General features: G+C 70.3%; 15 protein-coding genes and 1 pseudogene. 11 read left to right on the top strand and 5 right to left on the bottom strand.

Going from position 1 to position 17,179, the window contains the following annotated elements; translation table 11 throughout:
• The first annotated feature begins 56 nt into the window (after positions 1-56).
• From ACFYQ5_RS24570 to ACFYQ5_RS24555, 4 genes are all read left to right on the top strand, one after another.
• The gene (locus tag ACFYQ5_RS24570) at positions 57-212 is read left to right on the top strand and encodes a DUF6131 family protein (protein ID WP_389200432.1); all 156 of its coding nucleotides are present in this window, start codon (positions 57-59) and stop codon (positions 210-212) included.
• Between the two features lie 108 nt (positions 213-320).
• On the top strand, positions 321-989 hold the full coding sequence (locus ACFYQ5_RS24565; protein WP_389200430.1) for a lytic polysaccharide monooxygenase: 669 nt from the start codon (positions 321-323) through the stop codon (positions 987-989).
• Positions 990-1,162: 173 nt separating this feature from the next.
• Positions 1,163-2,845: an MFS transporter gene (locus ACFYQ5_RS24560; protein ID WP_389200428.1), complete on the top strand. Its 1,683-nt coding sequence runs from the start codon at positions 1,163-1,165 to the stop codon at positions 2,843-2,845.
• Between the two features lie 43 nt (positions 2,846-2,888).
• Positions 2,889-4,706, top strand: a complete 1,818-nt coding sequence (locus ACFYQ5_RS24555; protein ID WP_389200426.1) for a serine/threonine-protein kinase — start codon at positions 2,889-2,891, stop codon at positions 4,704-4,706.
• A gap of 73 nt (positions 4,707-4,779) precedes the next feature.
• Here the strand turns inward: ACFYQ5_RS24555 and ACFYQ5_RS24550 are convergent, their stop codons facing one another.
• From ACFYQ5_RS24550 to ACFYQ5_RS24540, 3 genes are all read right to left on the bottom strand, one after another.
• Complete coding sequence (locus ACFYQ5_RS24550; protein ID WP_389200424.1) at positions 4,780-5,361, bottom strand: N-acetylmuramoyl-L-alanine amidase; 582 nt, start codon at positions 5,359-5,361, stop codon at positions 4,780-4,782.
• A 112-nt stretch (positions 5,362-5,473) separates the two neighbouring features.
• Positions 5,474-6,766 (bottom strand): SWF or SNF family helicase, encoded by a 1,293-nt coding sequence (locus ACFYQ5_RS24545; RefSeq protein ID WP_389200423.1) that lies wholly within the window; start codon positions 6,764-6,766, stop codon positions 5,474-5,476.
• Positions 6,763-9,654, bottom strand: coding sequence for a DEAD/DEAH box helicase (locus tag ACFYQ5_RS24540; RefSeq protein ID WP_389200421.1), 2,892 nt, complete (start codon positions 9,652-9,654; stop codon positions 6,763-6,765). Before ACFYQ5_RS24540 ends, ACFYQ5_RS24545 begins: the two co-directional genes overlap by 4 nt.
• Positions 9,655-9,912: 258 nt before the next feature.
• On the opposite strand from ACFYQ5_RS24540, the gene ACFYQ5_RS24535 reads away from it, so the two are divergent.
• The 3 genes from ACFYQ5_RS24535 (at position 9,913) to ACFYQ5_RS24525 (ending at position 11,795) form a co-directional block, all read left to right on the top strand.
• On the top strand, positions 9,913-10,977 hold the full coding sequence (locus ACFYQ5_RS24535; protein WP_389200419.1) for a fatty acid desaturase family protein: 1,065 nt from the start codon (positions 9,913-9,915) through the stop codon (positions 10,975-10,977).
• A 96-nt stretch (positions 10,978-11,073) separates the two neighbouring features.
• The gene (locus tag ACFYQ5_RS24530; RefSeq protein ID WP_014152385.1) at positions 11,074-11,256 is read left to right on the top strand and encodes a hypothetical protein; all 183 of its coding nucleotides are present in this window, start codon (positions 11,074-11,076) and stop codon (positions 11,254-11,256) included.
• Positions 11,253-11,795: an MOSC domain-containing protein gene (locus ACFYQ5_RS24525; RefSeq protein WP_389200684.1), complete on the top strand. Its 543-nt coding sequence runs from the start codon at positions 11,253-11,255 to the stop codon at positions 11,793-11,795. Before ACFYQ5_RS24530 ends, ACFYQ5_RS24525 begins: the two co-directional genes overlap by 4 nt.
• Positions 11,796-11,829: 34 nt before the next feature.
• Here the strand turns inward: ACFYQ5_RS24525 and ACFYQ5_RS24520 are convergent, their stop codons facing one another.
• Positions 11,830-12,708, bottom strand: a complete 879-nt coding sequence (locus ACFYQ5_RS24520) for a hypothetical protein (RefSeq protein ID WP_389200417.1) — start codon at positions 12,706-12,708, stop codon at positions 11,830-11,832.
• A 207-nt stretch (positions 12,709-12,915) separates the two neighbouring features.
• Between ACFYQ5_RS24520 and ACFYQ5_RS24515 the strand changes: the two genes are divergently transcribed.
• Positions 12,916-13,821 (top strand): oxygenase MpaB family protein, encoded by a 906-nt coding sequence (locus tag ACFYQ5_RS24515; RefSeq protein WP_389200415.1) that lies wholly within the window; start codon positions 12,916-12,918, stop codon positions 13,819-13,821.
• A 56-nt stretch (positions 13,822-13,877) separates the two neighbouring features.
• Here the strand turns inward: ACFYQ5_RS24515 and ACFYQ5_RS24510 are convergent, their stop codons facing one another.
• Entirely contained in the window at positions 13,878-14,477 is a 600-nt protein-coding gene (locus ACFYQ5_RS24510) for a class I SAM-dependent methyltransferase (RefSeq protein ID WP_389200414.1), read from the bottom strand.
• A 365-nt stretch (positions 14,478-14,842) separates the two neighbouring features.
• On the opposite strand from ACFYQ5_RS24510, the gene ACFYQ5_RS24505 reads away from it, so the two are divergent.
• The 3 genes and pseudogenes from ACFYQ5_RS24505 to ACFYQ5_RS24495 form a co-directional block, all read left to right on the top strand.
• The gene (locus ACFYQ5_RS24505; RefSeq protein WP_389200412.1) at positions 14,843-15,751 is read left to right on the top strand and encodes a zinc-binding dehydrogenase; all 909 of its coding nucleotides are present in this window, start codon (positions 14,843-14,845) and stop codon (positions 15,749-15,751) included.
• A 71-nt stretch (positions 15,752-15,822) separates the two neighbouring features.
• Positions 15,823-16,740 (top strand): cupin domain-containing protein, encoded by a 918-nt coding sequence (locus ACFYQ5_RS24500; RefSeq protein ID WP_389200410.1) that lies wholly within the window; start codon positions 15,823-15,825, stop codon positions 16,738-16,740.
• A 208-nt stretch (positions 16,741-16,948) separates the two neighbouring features.
• Positions 16,949-17,073: pseudogene (locus ACFYQ5_RS24495) on the top strand (DUF742 domain-containing protein); the annotation flags it as partial.
• Positions 17,074-17,179 lie beyond the last annotated feature (106 nt).

Here is a 17,179-nt window from a genome sequence, read left to right as displayed (position 1 = left end):
ATATGCTCATTTATGCGCATACTCTTCGCGTGAGGGTGGAGTGACCGGAGGCAGTCATGATCATCATCGGAGCCATTCTTCTCATCCTCGGCCTGGTGACCGGCCTCGGTGTCCTCTGGACCATCGGGATCGTTCTGCTGGTGATCGGGGTCGCCTTGTGGCTCCTCGGGGCCGTGGGGCATGCGGTCGGAGGCCGTCGCCACTACTGGTGACATCGCGCCGGCATGTTTGACGAGGGGGTGGCGGGGCAAAGCCCCAAGAGGCGCGGGAGCGCTCCCACTCCGGTGGATCCCCCCACCTCCCCGAATGGAGATCGCACCATGATTTGTCATGATCGCGTCAATTTAGGCGGCTGGGCACTGCGCCTCGGCGGCGTGTTCGTCGCCGCACTGCTCTGCCTCCTCCCGTGGACAGGCACCGCGAGCGCCCACGGCTCCGTCGTCGACCCGGCCTCCCGGAACTACGGCTGCTGGCTGCGCTGGGGCGATGACTTCCAGAACCCGGCCATGGCGCAGGAAGACCCCATGTGCTGGCAGGCGTGGCGGGCCGACCCGAACGCGATGTGGAACTGGAACGGTCTGTACCGCAACGGCTCCGGCGGCAACTTCCCGGCTGCCGTACCCGACGGCCAGCTGTGCAGCGGCGGCCGGGCGGAGAGCGGGCGGTACAACTCCCTCGACACGGTGGGTGCGTGGAAGACCACGGACATCACCGGTGACTTCACCGTGAAGCTGTACGACCAGGCGAGCCATGGCGCCGACTATTTCCAAGTGTACGTAACCCGCCAGGGCTTCGACCCCGCCACGGAGGCGCTGACGTGGGGAGACCTCCAGCTGGTCACCGAGACCGGCAGCTACGCGCCCAGTCAGAACTACGAGATCCCGGTGAGCACGTCGGGGCTCAGCGGCAGGCACGTGGTCTACACGATCTGGCAGGCGTCGCACATGGACCAGACGTACTTCCTGTGCAGTGACGTGAACTTCACCTGAGCCCGGCCTCCTGGCCCCGCCGGGCCGCTCATGTCCGGCGGGGTGCCCGGAGGGCCGCGCGTCCGGGAATCCGTGCGTCTGTCGCGTGATCGATTGGCGGACCTGTCCGGCGCGACCTACCGTCGATGAGTGAGCGTTTCCGTTCACCGCCGACCCATACGGCACTGAGTTTCATGACCGGATCCCGAGCGAAGTCCGCGCCTGTTGCCGCATCCCCGGAGCGGGGCCGAGGCAAGGGGATCGCCCTGCTCGTCATCGCCTCGTGCCAGCTGATGGTGGTTCTCGACATCACCATCGTGAACATCGCTCTGCCGCACATCCAGACATCACTCGGCTTCTCGACCGAGAGTCTGTCGTGGGTGATCAACGCCTACACCCTGACCTTCGGCGGGCTGCTCCTGCTCGGCGGGCGGCTGGGCGACATCCTCGGACGCCGCAGAGTCTTCGTCTTCGGCGTGCTGCTCTTCGTGCTGGCCTCGCTGCTGGGCGGCCTCTCGCAGGAATCCTGGCAACTGCTCGCGGCGCGGGCGCTGCAGGGCGTCGGAGGTGCGGTCGCCTCACCGACCGCCCTCTCCCTCATCACCACGACCTTCCGCGAAGGACCCGAGCGGAACCGGGCGTTCGGAGTGTTCGCCGCGGTGTCCGCGGGCGGCAGCGCGATCGGCCTGCTCGCCGGCGGTCTGCTGGTGGAATGGCTCGACTGGCGCTGGGTGTTCTTCGTCAATGTGCCGATCGGCCTGCTGATCGCCCTCGCGACGCCCCGCCACATCAGGGAATCCGCACGTCACCCAGGCCACTTCGACCTCCTCGGGGCCCTCACCTCCACGCTCGGCATGGTGCTGCTCGTCTACGGCTTCATCAGGGCCTCCGAGGACGGCTGGAGCGACAGCCTGACCGTCGCCGCCTTCGGCGCCGCCGTGGTGTTCCTCGTCCTCTTCCTGGCCGTCGAGCGCCGGTCGCGGCAGCCCATCACGCCCCTGCGCATGTTCCGTGACCGCAATCGTGCCGGCGCCTACGGAATGATGCTGAGCCTGGCCGCGGCGATGTTCGGCATGTTCTTCTTCCTGACCCTCTTCGTACAGAACATCCTCGACTTCAGCCCCCTACGCGCCGGGCTGGCCTTCCTGCCGGTGAGCGTGATCATCGCGATCAGTGCGGGAATCGCCTCGCAACTGCTGCCCAGATGGGGCCCCAAACCGTTCATGGTGGTGGGTGCGATCCTGGCGGCGGTCGGGCTGGGCTGGCTCACGTTGACGGATGTCAACAGCACCTACCTGGGCAGCATCCTCGGTCCCGTACTGGTCTTCGGCTTCGGCATGGGCATGCAGTTCGTCTCGCTGACGCTGATGGCGGTCTCGGGTGTGGCGCCGAAGGAGGCGGGCGCCGCGTCGGGGGTCCTCAACGCAACCCAGCAGGTGGGCGGTTCGCTGGGGCTCTCCATTCTGGTCACCGTGTTCGGTACGGCCAGCCGCAACGAGGCGACGGACCGCATACCCCGGTTCCTGGCCGAGGCGACCCCCGCCCAGCAGCTGGAGTTCCGCAGGACGGGTGAGCTCCCCGCACCGTGGGGCGACCAGGTACTGGCCTCGGGTGTTTCCAGCGCGTTCGTCGTCGCCGCCGTCTTCTCCGTGGTCGCGGCGCTGATCGCGCTGCTGGTCATCCAGGTCCGGGCCTCGGATCTGGAACGGCTGCGGGGCGGAGGGGCCATGGGACCACCCATGGCCGACGAGGACGGCGTGCCGGAGGAACGCGCGGCGGCACGTTCCCCCGGGACGGGCCACGCGGACGATGCACACGACGCCGGAGTTCCGACACGGAAACGGCGTGGAGGCGAGGGTTCCCCACCACTTGGATAAGGTTCCGTTCGCCATCAGTGTCCTTCGGGGGAGATACAAGTCAATGAGTGGTCAGCAGCATGAGCGGGGCAACGGCTCCCAGGTCTTCCAGCCGCTGGCTGGGGACGACCCCGCCACGATCGCCGGGTACCGGATCGCCGCCAAGCTCGGCGCGGGCGGGATGGGCAAGGTCTATCTGTCGTACACACCCGGCGGGCGGCCGGTCGCGATCAAGGTGATCCGCCCGGAGTTCGGCGAGGACCCGGAGTTCCGGCGACGCTTCGCCCAGGAAGTACAGTCCGCACAGCGGGTGCAGGGCCTGTTCACCGCGCCCGTGATCGACGCGGACACCGAGGGTGCGCAGCCCTGGCTGGCGACCGCGTACGTGCCCGGCCCCTCGCTCGCCGATGCCGTCGTCGCACACGGGGCTCTGCCCGTGCAGGCGGTGCTCCTGCTGATCGCGGGCATGGCCGAGGCGCTCCACGTGATCCACGGCGCCGGCATCGTGCACCGGGACCTGAAACCGTCCAACGTGCTGCTCGCGGCCGACGGGCCCCGGGTCATCGACTTCGGCATCGCCTACGCGGCCGACGCGACCTCTCTCACCGGCAGTGGGGTGACCATCGGCACGCCGTCGTTCATGGCGCCCGAACAGGCAGCCGGGCACAAGGTGACCCCGGCCACCGACATCTTCGCTCTCGGCCAGGTGGCGGCGTACGCGGCGACGGGCACCCCTGCCTTCGGCGAAGGGACCTCGCACGGGGTGCTCTACCGGATCGTGCACGAGGAACCGGATCTCACCGGGGTTCCGGAGCGGCTGACGGAGCTCGTCACCCGCTGCCTCACGAAGGACCCCGCCGGCAGGCCGTCGATCGCCGAGATCATCGAACTGTGCCGGACCGCGAACGCGGAGACGGTGCTGCGCCGCCCCGAGGACTGGCTTCCCGCGCCGGTGGCCGCCGACATCACCGTACGCATGGCGGCTCCCGCGCCCGTCCAGACCCCGCCGCCTCCGGCCGCCGCCCCCACTGCCGTCCCGGGTGTGGCGTACTCACCCACCGCGCCGGCGGCCCCGGCCACTCCGCCCCCGGCCACTCCGCCCCCAGGGTTCGGGCCGCCGCAGTCCTACCGTCCCCAGCAGTCGCCCTACCCCGCACAACCGGCCGGGGTGCAGGGTCATGCCTACGCACCCACACAGCACCCTTCGAACGCACAGCCGTATCCCGGGCCCGGGCGCCCCGTGACCGTCCCCATGAACCAGGCCACCGCGCCGAGGAAGAGCTCAGGACAGCGGACCCTGTTCATCGCCCTCGCGGCCGCGCTGGTCTTCGGTGTCGCGGGCGGTGGCACGGCGTATCTGCTGACCAAGGACGACGGGAAGCAGACGCAGGGCCACGGCGCGCCCCGGGGCGGTCAGGAGGCGGGCACGGGCGGGACACCGGACCCGGACGCGGAGCCGGCGGCCACGTCGGACGACGTGGCCGAGGTCAAGCCCGACCCGGAGCCCGCCGAGTACAACGGCATCAACCTCACCGCCGGCTACCACCTGACGCTCGCGGACGAGGACGTACGGCCCCAGGAGGGCGAGGACGCCGGGTACGAACTCTCCTACGACACAGGCGGATACCTCGACGCGGAGAGCACCGACGGGAAGCTGGTGCTGCTCGACCCGTCGCAGGAGGGTTCGCTCGAGGCCTGCCGTGCGGACACCAGGTTCACGGAGAACGTCCCCACCGAGAAGCTGTCGAAGGGCCGTCAGGTCTGCGTGATCACGGGTACGGGCCACATGGGGCTCGTGACGGTGCAGGGCTTCTCGGCCGAGGACTCGCCGAGCAAGTACATGACCCTGGACCTGACGGTCTGGCGCAACGCGGCGGGCTGAGACGGTCGCCACCGGCCTCCGGCGGGCGGTGGAGGAGCTGCGGCCTCCCCCACCGCCCGCCGCGAGGCGGGTCTCAGACCAGATTGACGAGGCGGATGTAGCGCACCCAGTCCCAGTGGACCCCGGGGTCGGTGTGGTCGCTGCCCGGCACCTCATGATGGCCGATGATGTGTGCGCGGTCCTTGGGCAGGCCGTAGCGGTCGCAGATGCCCGCAGTGAGCCTCGCGGACCGCTCGTACATCGTGTGGGTGAAGTACGCGGGCTGGTCGACCCAGCCCTCGTGCTCGATACCGATGCTCCGGGTGTTGTAATCCCAATTGCCCGCGTGCCAGGCGATGTCCCGCTCCCGCACGCACTGGCCCACGAAACCGTCCCCCGACCGCACCACATAGTGGGCGGACACCTGTTTGGCCGGATTCTGGAAGATGTCGATCGTCTGGGTGAACGTCTGCTGGGCGACGTGGATGATGACGAAGTCGACCGGATATGCCGAAGGGCGGGCCGACGGTGTGTAGTTCGACGTGGATGCCGGATACCACTGCGCCCCGGGGTGGTCCGTGTCGGCCGTGGGGACGGCCACGGCCCGGACGGACGACGGGAGGAGCGCCGCGGCGGCGGTGACCGCGGCGCCCTGAAGTATCCGTCTGCGCTGCATCGGCACTCCTGTGCGTGGGACGTCGTTCAGATCCACGGCAGAACACGCTCCGCCCCGCCGTACGGTTCCGCGCGAGCGAACACAGTACGCGACGAACGAACCTCCCCGGCCCTCAGGAACCGGACGGGGCTCCGGCCAGTGCGGCCGCCGGATCGTCCTCCGCCGGCCCGGCCGGCACCCACCGTCCCCGTTCCTTGGCGTACGGCCACCACCGCCCGTCGCGCCCGTACCGCAGCTGTGCGGCGGAACCGGCCACGGTCCAGCGGTTGCCGGCGGCCCGGAGCTGCGGGCCCTCGGCCTCCTCCCACGCCACGGCGAGCTGTGCCCGCGCGCGGGCGAGATCGTCAGGGCAGGGCAGCCATTCCTCGTCGTACACCGCCAGCGCGGCCGTCCCGCCGAACCGCCAGGCCAGCACCGCGACTTCGAGCCCGGCAGCCCCGCGTCCGGACGCCGTGCCGAGGCGCGCCGTGAGCCGGGCGTCGGGCCGGCCGTCGGCAGCCAGCCGCACGGCGTCCTGCTCCGGCGTCAACCCGGCTGCCGGCGGGTGCTGGTCGTGGCCCGCGGCGAGTGCCTCCGCCAGCATCGCGAACGCCCGTACGGCGCTGTCCGCGGCCAGGAACTCCAGAGCCGAGGGGTCGACACCCGCAGCCGGATCAGTCTCCGTGTCGAGCGACGGCGGCAGCCCCGGCTCCGCCGGCAGGGGCGGGGGAGGGGGCAGCGGCGGCAGGATGTCCCGCGCCGCGTACGCCTCGTCGGCCCGCACCCCCCGTGAGTCCGGCTCACCGGCCCGATCCTCCGCCGGCTCCTGGCCACCCGCCCCACGGACCGCACGAGCGGCACTGCGCACCTGCAACTCGTCGAGCAGCCGTTGCTCGTCGCGCCCACGCAACAGCAGCAGCACGAACGGATCCTGGTCGAGCAACCGCGCGACCTGATAGCACAGGGCACCCGAATGCGGGCAGTGGTCCCAGGCCTCACAGCTGCACTCCGGCTCCAGGTCCCCGATTCCCGGCAGCAGATCGAGACCGGCGGCGGCCGCGTCCTCCACCAGATGCGGCGGCATCTCACGATCGAGCAGGGCGGCGATGTGCCCGGACCGTTCGGACGCCATGTCCAGGAAGCGGTCCCACTCCTCCTCGCTCAGCTCCTGGAGCAGCACATCACTGCGGTACGCCGTGGAGTCGCGGTCCTGTACGACCGCGGTGAGCCGGCCGGGCCGGACGGACACCGCGCCGACCCTGCCCTCGCGGGCCAGCCTCCGCCCCTTCTTGAGCTGCTGACCGTCGAGCGCCGTGTCCTCCAGCGCCTTCAGCCAGGCCCGCCCCCACCAGGACGACGCGAAGCCGCGGCCCTGTGCGGGAGGAAGCGCGGCAAACGTACGTTCCGGCTCGTGACCCTCGTTCATCGTGCGCCCCCTCGCAGTTCGACCAGTTCGGCCAGTTCCGCGTCACTCAGTTCCGTCAGCGCTGCCTCGCCGCTGCCGAGCACCGCGTCCGCGAGCCCTTGCTTCCGGGCCAGCATGGCGGCGATCCGGTCCTCGATGGTGCCCTCGGCGATCAGCCGGTGCACCTGCACCGGCTGGGTCTGCCCGATCCGGTACGCACGGTCGGTGGCCTGCGCCTCGACGGCCGGATTCCACCAGCGGTCGAAGTGCACGACATGGCCTGCCCGGGTGAGGTTGAGCCCCGTACCGGCCGCCTTGAGCGACAGCAGGAACACCGGGGAATCGCCCGCCTGGAAACGGTTCACCATGGCCTCCCGCTCGGCGACCGGGGTGCCGCCGTGCAGGAACTGGGTGCGTACGCCGCGCGCCGCCAGATGCTGTTCCAGCAGCCGTGCCATTCGTACGTACTGGGTGAACACCAGCACGCTCGCGCCCTCGGCGAGGATCGTGTCGAGCAGCTCGTCCAGCAGCTCCACCTTCCCCGAACGGCCCACGATCCGGGGCTGTTCCTCCTTCAGGTACTGCGCCGGGTGGTTGCAGATCTGCTTGAGTGCCGTCAGCAGCTTCACGACCAGCCCGCGCCGTGCGAAACCGTCCGCGTCGGAGATCTCGTCGAGTGTCTCGCGTACCACCGCCTCGTACAGACCGGTCTGCTCCGCCGTGAGCGACACGGCGCGGTCGGTCTCCGTCTTCGGCGGGAGCTCAGGTGCGATGCCGGGGTCGGACTTGCGGCGCCGCAGAAGGAACGGGCGGACCAGCGAGGCGAGCCGCTCGGCCGCGGCGGGGTCGTTGCCCCCCTCCACCGCGCTCGCGTAGCGGGTGCGGAACGTGCCGAGCCGCCCGAGCAGTCCGGGGGTGGTCCAGTCGAGGATGGCCCACAGCTCGGAGAGGTTGTTCTCCACCGGTGTACCGGTGAGGGCGACGCGGGCCCGCCCACCGATGGTGCGCAGTTGCCTGGCGGTCGCCGAGTGCGGGTTCTTGACGTGCTGTGCCTCGTCGGCGACGACCATGCCCCAGGACGCCTGCGCCAGCCGGGCCGCGTCCAGACGCATCGTGCCGTACGTGGTGAGGACGAACTCGCCGTCCGCCAGGCCCTCCAGCGAGCGCGACCCGCCGTGGAAGCGGCGTACCGGTGTACCCGGGGCGAATTTTTCGATCTCCCGCTGCCAGTTGCCCATCAGCGAGGTGGGGCACGCCACGAGAGTGGGCCCCGCAGCCGCTTCGATCCCCTGCCGGTGCAGATGGAGAGAGATCAGCGTGATCGTCTTGCCGAGTCCCATGTCGTCGGCGAGGCAGCAGCCGAGGCCGAGCGAGGTCATGGTGTGCAGCCAGTTCAGGCCACGCAGCTGGTAATCGCGCAGACTCGCCTCGAGCGTGTCCGGCTGTCCGACCGTCCGGTCACCCGACTCCGGATCGGCGATCCGCTCGCGCAGCCGCTCGAGCCAGCCCGTCGCGGCCACTTCCACGCGGCGTCCGTCGATTTCGGCGGCCCCGGTCAGCACGGCCCCCAACGCGTCGATGGGGGTGACCTTGCGGTCCCGGGTCTCGCGGGCGCGCCTGGCGTCCTCCGGGTCGATGAGCACCCACTGGTCGCGCAGTCTGACCAGGGGTCTGCCGGCCTCGGCCAGCCGGTCGAGCTCCGCCCGGCTCAGCTTCCTGTCGCCCAGCGCGAACCGCCAGTCGAAGGACAGCAGCGCCTCCGGCGACAGGAACGACGGGGTGTCCTCTCCGGTTCGCGCCCTGGTCCCGGCACCGTCGTCATCCGGCCCGATCACGGCGCGCGCGGTGAGCTTCCGCGCCAGTTCCTTCGGCCAGTGAACCTGGACGCCCGTCGTGGCGAGCGCCCGGGCCGCCGGGCCGAGCAGCTCCGCGATCTCTTCGTCGGCGGGCTCGACCGCGTCCGGAACCGCGGCCGAGAGGAGGGGAGCCAGCGGAGGCCAGGCGCGGGCGGCGCGGCGCAGAGCGAGCAGTGCGTCCATGCGGGCGCGCGGACCGAACAGCGACGCGGCGGGGGAGCGGTCGGCCCATACATCCGCCGCGTCGGCGACCAGAGCGGGGTCCTGGACGCTGTGGATCTGCAGGACCGCACGGAAGGAGGGGGCGCGGCCGGCATCGGACCCGGGTTCCCCCGTGGACTCCGCGCCCGTTGCGTCGCCGAGTCCCGAGACCTCGATCCGAAGGGAGAGCCGTACGCCCGCGTCGTGACCGGCCGCCACATCGGCCGCCCACGGCCGCAGTCCGGGCAGATGCTGCGCGGCCCGGGCGGCGTACGCCGGTGCGCACGTGACGAATTCGGCCGCCGGCGTACGTGGCAGTCCGTCCACCACCGCGTCGAGGAACGACCGCAGCAGCGACTCCGGCTCGGCCAGCATCACAGGACCGGCAGCGACATCGAGCGGCACCGCGTGGGAGTCGGGCGGCATGGAAGCCGCCAGCACCCGGATCCGCTCCAGATCGTCCGCGGTCAGCGGGCCGGCACGCCAGGCGTCGCGGTCCGTGGTACTCAGCCCGGGCAGCAGCAGCCCGCGCGCGACGAGTTGGAGCGCGAGAACCCCGGCAGCGCCCCAGAAGGCCGCAGAGGGAGAGGCATGGATGTCCGCCCGCGCCCGTGTCAGAACCGGCAGCGCGTCCCTCACGGGCAGGTGCAACGCCGGGACCACGTAGGGGCGGACGTCGCTTCCGACGACCGTCAGATCCTTCGGACTCCCTGGATCGCAGGGAGGGGTGCTACCGTCCGCATTCCAGAACGCGATCAGGCCGGTACGGGCCGGATCCGCGGGGAGGAAGACTGCGGAACAGCGGGACAGTTCAGAGTTCTCGTTGAGCGTTGCCGCAGGGAGCCTGTGCACAGCGATGTCAGATTCCTCAAATTTGACTAGTGAGCCCGGGGTCGCCGAGGGTACCTCACCCACGGCCCGTCCCGGGAGAAACGCACAGTGACCCATATCACTCGTTTCTGCCTTCTGAAGCTTGGGGTGCAGCCCGCACCACCACCGGACAGGGGGGCTTCCCCCCGTACGGCCGGGGTGATGGCGCCATGGCTGCCGCAGGCCCGCCATCCGTACGTTTGACGAGGTCAGCGCAGATGCCCAGAAACCGGAGACGTCATGCCCCAAGCGGTAGCAGCCACCGTTGCGCAACAGTCACGCGACGGATCGGAGGGCCCGGCGGGCCCTCCGGCTCCCGGAAGTGATTTCGCACCGCTCCTGAAAGCCGTCAAGGGGCAGGGGCTCCTGGACCGGCGCACCGGCTGGTACGCGGCCGGGATCGCCGCCAACCTGGTCGCGCTCGGAGTGGTGATCACCGGCATGGTGCTCCTCGGTGACTCCTGGTGGAATCTGTTCCTCGCCCTGCCGCTGGCCATCCTGTGGACCCGGACCGCGTTCTTCGGCCACGACGCGGGCCACGCCCAGATATCCGGCGACCGCAAGGCCGGCCGGATCGTCGGCCTCGTGCACGCCAATCTGCTCCTCGGTATGAACGAGGCCTGGTGGAACGACAAGCACGTACGCCACCATGCCAACCCGAACCACATAGACAAGGATCCCGACGTCGGTGTCGGCGCGCTGGTGTGGACCCAGAAGCAGGCCGCCCAGCGCGAGGGTTTCGCCCGCTGGCTGACCCGGAACCAGGCGCGGCTCTTCTTCCCGATGCTGCTCCTCGAAGGCATCGCCCTCAAGATCTACGGTTTCCAGTTCCTGCGGCGGCAGCCCGTCCGTGAACGCGCGCTGTCCGGCCTTCTGTTGACCGGACACCTTGCGCTGTACGCCACGCTGCTCCTGACCGTCATGTCTCCGGGCAAGGCCGTCGTCTTTGCCCTGGTGCACCACGCGCTGTTCGGTCTCCACCTGGGCATGGCCTTCGCGCCGAACCACAAGGGCATGGAGATGCCCGACCCCGACGGTGACCGCTGGGGCCACCTGCAGCGCCAGGTCCTCACGTCGCGCAACGTACGGGGCGCAGTCCTCACCGACTGGTTCCTCGGCGGCCTCAACTACCAGATCGAGCACCACCTCTTCCCGAGCATGCCCCGCCCTCATCTGCGTCTGGCACAGCCGCTGGTGAAGGCGCACTGCGCGTCGATCGGGATGCCGTACGCGGAGACAGGCATCATCGAGTCCTACCGGCAGGCCCTGCAGCACATGCACGAGGTCGGCGAGCCGCTCCGGTAGACCGCTGTCGAGTCTGTGCCGCGCAGGCGGAACCTACAGCGGCGCACAGGCGTTCTCTCACCAGGAGCGGCTCCGGCCGCGGAGGAGGCACGGATCATGTCGAACGGTGCAAAGATCGCCATCGGGGGAGTCGTAGCGGCAGTCGTCCTGATTCCGTTCATCGGATTCTGGTGGTCGCTGCTGGTTCTCATCGGCGTGCCCGTGGTGGGGTACCTCATGCTCGACCCGTCACAGAGGCGCAGGCTCCGCAGGATCAGTCGTAAGGAGATCGGACGCTGAACGGCACAGTCACCGCGGTGAGCAGCGACGGCGTGTATTCCTTCACCAAGCCGAACAGGGACAGCGTCACGCTCCTGGCCGGACTCGGTGTGGAGGGTGACATCCACTCCGGTGTCACGGTGAAGCACCGCTCCCGCGTCGCCCAGGACCCGACACAGCCCAATCTGCGTCAGGTCCACCTCATCCACCAGGAACTCTTCGCCGAGCTCAGGGACGCGGGATTCGAGGTCTCCCCGGGTGACCTCGGGGAGAACATCACCACCAGTGGGATCGGTCTCCTGTCCCTTCCCGTGGGCACTCTGCTCCACCTCGGCGACGAGGCCGTCGTCGAGGTGACAGGCCTGCGGAACCCGTGCCTGCAGATCGACAACTTCCAGGACGGACTGCTCAAGCAGGTCGTCGGCCGCGCGGACGACGGAACCGTTGTCCGTAAGGCCGGAATCATGGGCGTCGTCACGACGGGCGGGGTGGTGCGGCCCGGTGACCTGGTCAAGGCCGAGCTGCCCGCCGAGCCGCACCGTCCACTGGACCGCGTGTAGGCCGAGCGGTGCACGGCCGGTGCGGACCGCGGGGTCAGGACGGCCGGACGGCCAGTTCGTCCAGCGACTTCAGCAGGCCCGGCAGTTCCGGGCCGCGGCCGACCGGCATGACCTCGCCCGGCTCCTCGTCCAGCAGGATCAGCGCGATGTCGTCGGTCCTGGCCACCAGGGACCAGCCGGGGCCGTCGGCACGCAGCGTCCGTGCCCCGTCAGGAGCGAACGCCGAGCGGATGCGGCCGGGCGGAGGCGGAGAGCCGACATAGGCCTGGGCCGCTTCCAGTGCCCTGCGTACGCCGGGATGGTGCCCGGCTCCGACGGGCTCCGCCGTGCCGCTGTCTGCCGGGGCCCCATCGGCCCCCGGCCCGCGGGCCGGATCCTCGCCGTCGGGCGCAGGCTCCACGGACCGGCCGAACGCGGTGTCGTCTATCTGCGCGCGCCACGCGCCCCACTGCAGGGCGATCTCGTCCGCCCCGAGGCGCCTCTGGGGCGCACCCCAGGCCTCGGTATCCGGCGGGGACAGGGGCGCCCGCCCCTCACCGTCCGGGTCGGGCGACGGGTCGTGCGGCTCCGGAACACCGGGTGCGGCGACCGCCAGGGCGAGCGGCCACCCCGGGAGCGCGCAGACCACTGAATGGTCGTCGGGCGAGAGGTCGTACTCCATCCCGCAGTCCCACGAGGCGATGGCGACAGCCACCAGCGAGACGTCCTCGACGACCACCGTCCAGCGTGCTCCGCCGCTGTCCTGGCCGAGCACGAGACCGTACCCCTCGGCGTACGGCTCGAGACCGAGCACGGCGCACGCGGCCACGTAGTCGTCGCCGAGCACACTGGGGAACTGCGCGGGGGTCAGCAGCACCGCGGTCAGCACAAACAGCGCGTCGTCGTCGGCGACCGTGTCGTCCGTCCCTGCCACAGCACCCACCCTCATCCCTGATCGCTTGGTCCGTCGGCGCACCTTAACTACTCGGTAACCCTGTCGTCGAGGCCCTGACAAGCGATAACGGCCACGAACCGGACGGCGCGACTCGCCGCCAGGGCGTGTCACAGCGCCCCTCGTGTGCCGTGGTGCCGGCCTGCCCGGCGCACATAGGGTGGTGACTCCGGACGACGAGGGGACAGCATGGTGAAGCGGTTCGAACGCCTGGAGGAGATCCAGCGCCTGGACCCGGAGCGGGACTTCCTGGAGATCTACCGGTTCACCGTGTCGTACGAATTCCCCTGGGACATCACCCGCGCTCTCGAACTCGCCCTGTACCGCACCTATGCCGTCTCCAGCATCGGCCGACTGCTCGCGGAGACAGGGGAACTGACGGAACGTTCACAGAAGAGGTACGACGACACCGCACTTCTTCTCGACGCAGTCGCCGAGCACGGCTTCGACAGCGAGGCGGGCCGTACGGCCGTCCGGCGGATCAACCGGATGCACCGCAGCTACGACATCAGCAACGACGACATGCGTTATGTGCTGTGTACGTTCGTCGTCACCCCCAAGCGCTGGCTCGACACCTACGGCTGGCGCAGACTGTCCGGCCACGAACGGCGCGCCTTCGCCGCGTACTACCGCACCCTCGGCGCCCGCATGGGCATCCAGGACGTGCCGCAGACGTACGAGGACTTCGAGCGTGTCCTGGACTCCTACGAGGAGGAGCACTTCGGCTGGGACGAGGGTGCGCGCGCGGTCTCCGACGCCACCCTGGCCCTGATGGGCTCCTGGTACCCGCGCCCGCTCGCGCCAGTGGTCCGCAAGGCCAGCCTCGCGCTGCTCGACGACTCGCTGCTGCGGGCGTTCAGGTACGAGCGGCCGGGCCCCGTCGCCCGGGGACTGACCCGCGGCGCCCTGCGCCTGAGGGCTCGCGCCGTCCGGCTCCTGCCGCCGCGTTCCGTCCCGCACTACGCCCGCCAGAACCCCGAGATCAAGGGCTATCCGGACGGCTACGACGTGGCCCGGCTCGGTACGTTCCCGACGCCGGGCGCGCGGGGCTGTCCCGTCCCGCACGGGCGGCCCGCCGACGCGCCGGCCGAGTGAGCCGGAGGCGGCCTTGGGCGTCCGGAGCTGTTGGTCATGCGGGACGGGACAGCGGTTCAGCCGGTTCGCACGGCCAGCGCCAGGAATCGGCTGTCCTCGTCGGTATAGGTGTCCAGCCGCCAGCCCGTGGCTGCCAGCAGCGGCCTGAGACGGGGCTCGGCCCGGAGATCGTCGTCGGACAGGGTCCGGCCGTGCCGCGCGGCCAGCACGGCCCGCCCGACGGGGTGGAAGAGAGCGAGCCGGCCACCTGGGCGCACCACGCGCGCCAGCTCCAAGAGTCCGGCCTCCGGATGCGAGAGGTGCGGAAGCAGCCCGGCGGCGAAGACGGCGTCGAGAGCCCCGGCGCGCAGCGGCAGCCGAGCCGCATCCGCCAGCAGCAGGGCGCCGCTCGTCCCTCTTCCCGCTCGCAGGGCCGCCTCCAGCATCGCGGGTGTCAGGTCGGCCCCGAGCACCGTTCCCCCCTGGCCGACCGCCGTCCGCAGGGCCGGCAGTGCCCGTCCCGTACCGCAGCCCGCGTCGAGCACGGTGCCGTCGGGACGCAGACCGAGTTCGCCGACGGCGGCGGCATAGGCGGGGCCGTCATCGGGGAAACGGCTGTCCCATTCCGCCGCCCGCACGGAGAAGAATTCCTGGACGTGTGTGTGGTCGTCGGTCATACGGACATGATCGCCCGGTCGGCACCCGAGCGAAACGGCACGAGGCTGTGCACACGGTCGGACGTTGCCTGACCGTTCGGGGACATCCCCCCGTTTCCCAGCACCTTGCGACATGCGCCTCTGGTGAGCGCCTGACACCGCCGGGCATGTCCTCGTCCGTCACAGCGTCATCCACCGGACGCGCGCAGAGCTCGACGCGCCGCGAGTCGCGCTGACACAGATCGTCAACTGATTGATTCTCACGGGACTGGTCGCTGTCCTGGTCGTGCGTAGGGTTTCAAGAAGGCGGCAGTGCGGCATTCGCGCACGCCGTCCGCTGCCGCGCCGAGTGTTCCGGCGCCTTTACGAGAGAAGGAAACACACCCATGCGCGCCCTTGTGGTCGATCACAGCGAGGCCGGCCCCGTCCGGTTCGCCGATGTCGATGAGCCCGTGCCTTCCAGCGACGAGGCGCTGGTCGAGATACGGCACATCGGTCTCAACTTCGGAGAACTGAACTACGTGCAACAGTGGCCGGCCGGGGCTGTGCACGGTCACGACGCGGCCGGCGTCGTGGTGCGCGCCGCATCCGACGGCTCGGGGCCGCCCGAAGGCACGCGCGTCGCGCTGGGGATGTCTTCCCACGCGTGGGCGGAGCGGGTGGCGGTCAGCCCCGCCTCGCTCGGCACCGTCCCTGAGGGAGTGGATCTGGCCGACGGTGCCGCGCTGGGGATCGCCGGAGTCACCGCGCTCCGGGTGCTGCGCAAGCGTTCCCTGCTGGCGCGCGACGTCCTGGTCACCGGCGCCAGCGGGGGCGTGGGGCACTTCGCCGTCCAGTTGGCGGCGCTGGCGGGCGCGCGGGTGACGGCACTCGTAGGTTCGCCGGACCGGGCCGCCGGACTCCGTGAACTCGGGGCCTGCAAGGTGCTGACCGACCTGTCCGAGACCGAGTACCGGTTCGACCTCGTCCTGGACACGGTCGGCGGGCCGCTGGTGGCCCAGGCGTGGAGTTCCCTCGCCGAGGGCGGCACCATCCACCTGGTCGGTTACTCCTCGGGGCAGGAATCCACGTTCCCGGCAGGGACATTGTTCGGCTTCGGCGATCCCCGCAGCATCGCCACCTACGGCGACATGACGCCGACCAGCGGGGAGCTGACGGACCTGCTGGACCTCATGGCCGCCGGGAGGCTCTCGGCACCGGTCGGGCTGCGAGGCGACTGGCGGGACGTGGACGACGCCGTCCAGGCGCTGTTCGCGCGGAAGGTGCACGGAAAGGTCGTTCTTGACGTGGTCTGAAGCTGTGGACGAGGACACATGCGCCGCTGCCCACCGGTGGTCGGTTCGCGACGGTGGACGAGAATGGACCCATGGACGTGCTGGCGGAGGTCTTGCGTGTTTCGGGTGCGCGTGGGGCGCTCGGAGTGATGCTGAAGGCCGGAGGAACCTGGGGCCTGTGGCTGGACTCCTATCCAGGAGCGGCACTGCACGTGGTGTCCCACGGCACGATGTGGCTCCACGTCACAGGCGAGAAACCTCTTCAGGTCCGGGCCGGAGACGCCGTCCTGGTGTCGCCGGGCACCGCACACGGGATAGCCGGCGGCGCCAGCGTGACGATGGGTTCCTGCGACCGTGAGGCGGCGGCCCGCGCTTTTGGCGACGGCCGAGCGCTGCGGCTGGGCTCGGCGCCGGTGCAGACGGAAGTGATCGTCCTGCACTATGAGCAGGACACGGAGGTGAGCACACCGGTGCTCACCTCCCTCGCCCGGCCGATGCACGTCACGAGCCGGGAGAACGCACAGCTCAGAAGGACCGTCGAGCTTCTCACGGCGGAGCTCGCACAGCCGCAGATCGGCACCACCGCCGCCATCAACAGCATCGTCGACCTTCTGCTCGTCCAGTTCGTACGCGCCTGGCTGGCCCGCCACCCGGAGGAGCAGTCAGGCTCATGGCTGGGCGCGATGCGTGATCCGGTCGTGCGCGACGCCCTGACCTCTGTCCACGCCCGACCGGAACACCCCTGGACCACGGAGACCCTGGCCGCCGCGACGAGCGTCTCCCGGGCGACGCTGTCCAGACGCTTCCGGTCCGCCCTCGGACAGACCCCGGGCGCGTACGTGACGCAATGGCGCATCGACCTGGCGTCCGTCCGGCTCCGTGACACCGATGAGCCGGTCGAGTCGATCTCCGGCGCGGTCGGCTACGCCTCTCCGCACGCTTTCAGCCGTGCCTTCCGACGTGCCCGAGGCGTGCCCCCGGGCGAGTACCGTTCTCGACTTCGCAAATGATCGCAGGCGGGCGATCACCGGCGCTACGTGAGCACGAGCACGAGCACGAGCACGAGCGCGGTCCGGGCGGGTGGGTGAGGGCGACGCGCCTCGTCATCGCTGAGCAGCGATGAGGTCGAGCATGTCGCCAAGCAGGTGGGAGTCGGCGCATCTGAGCTGGGGTCTCATGACTTCACCTCGAACGCCGTGAAAACGGCATCGCAGCGAGTTGCGGGTGCTTCTCGGAGTTTCGCTCGAAGCCGGATGTCTCCGGGGCAGCAGGGCGGCCCCGCCCGCGCAACTGCCCGACGAGGGCATCCTGCGCGAGTGATCGACGGCCTACGGGCGCTCTGAGGGTCGGTAGTTGTCGTGCGCACCGCCTGCTCACGACGGATTGCGACCCTGTCCGGGCATTGAACGAACCCGTCCGGACACATACATCAAAATCCGTTCGCTCTCT

Origin of the sequence: Streptomyces sp. NPDC005794 (assembly GCF_042871445.1) — a bacterium.
Taxonomy (GTDB): Bacteria; Actinomycetota; Actinomycetes; order Streptomycetales; family Streptomycetaceae; genus Streptomyces.
Note: the sequence above shows the minus strand (reverse complement) of the source record. Positions and strands in the feature narration are given on the sequence as shown.

What these genes read in the sequence shown, in the direction of transcription:
- ACFYQ5_RS24570 (WP_389200432.1), top strand. Translation starts at nt 57, where the DNA reads ATGATCATCATCGGAGCCATTCTTCTCATCCTCGGCCTGGTGACCGGC.
- ACFYQ5_RS24565 (WP_389200430.1), top strand. Translation starts at nt 321, where the DNA reads ATGATTTGTCATGATCGCGTCAATTTAGGCGGCTGGGCACTGCGCCTC.
- ACFYQ5_RS24560 (WP_389200428.1), top strand. Translation starts at nt 1,163, where the DNA reads ATGACCGGATCCCGAGCGAAGTCCGCGCCTGTTGCCGCATCCCCGGAG.
- ACFYQ5_RS24555 (WP_389200426.1), top strand. Translation starts at nt 2,889, where the DNA reads ATGAGTGGTCAGCAGCATGAGCGGGGCAACGGCTCCCAGGTCTTCCAG.
- ACFYQ5_RS24550 (WP_389200424.1), bottom strand. Translation starts at nt 5,361, where the DNA reads ATGCAGCGCAGACGGATACTTCAGGGCGCCGCGGTCACCGCCGCCGCG.
- ACFYQ5_RS24545 (WP_389200423.1), bottom strand. Translation starts at nt 6,766, where the DNA reads ATGAACGAGGGTCACGAGCCGGAACGTACGTTTGCCGCGCTTCCTCCC.
- ACFYQ5_RS24535 (WP_389200419.1), top strand. Translation starts at nt 9,913, where the DNA reads ATGCCCCAAGCGGTAGCAGCCACCGTTGCGCAACAGTCACGCGACGGA.
- ACFYQ5_RS24530 (WP_014152385.1), top strand. Translation starts at nt 11,074, where the DNA reads ATGTCGAACGGTGCAAAGATCGCCATCGGGGGAGTCGTAGCGGCAGTC.
- ACFYQ5_RS24515 (WP_389200415.1), top strand. Translation starts at nt 12,916, where the DNA reads ATGGTGAAGCGGTTCGAACGCCTGGAGGAGATCCAGCGCCTGGACCCG.
- ACFYQ5_RS24510 (WP_389200414.1), bottom strand. Translation starts at nt 14,477, where the DNA reads ATGACCGACGACCACACACACGTCCAGGAATTCTTCTCCGTGCGGGCG.
- ACFYQ5_RS24505 (WP_389200412.1), top strand. Translation starts at nt 14,843, where the DNA reads ATGCGCGCCCTTGTGGTCGATCACAGCGAGGCCGGCCCCGTCCGGTTC.
- ACFYQ5_RS24500 (WP_389200410.1), top strand. Translation starts at nt 15,823, where the DNA reads ATGGACGTGCTGGCGGAGGTCTTGCGTGTTTCGGGTGCGCGTGGGGCG.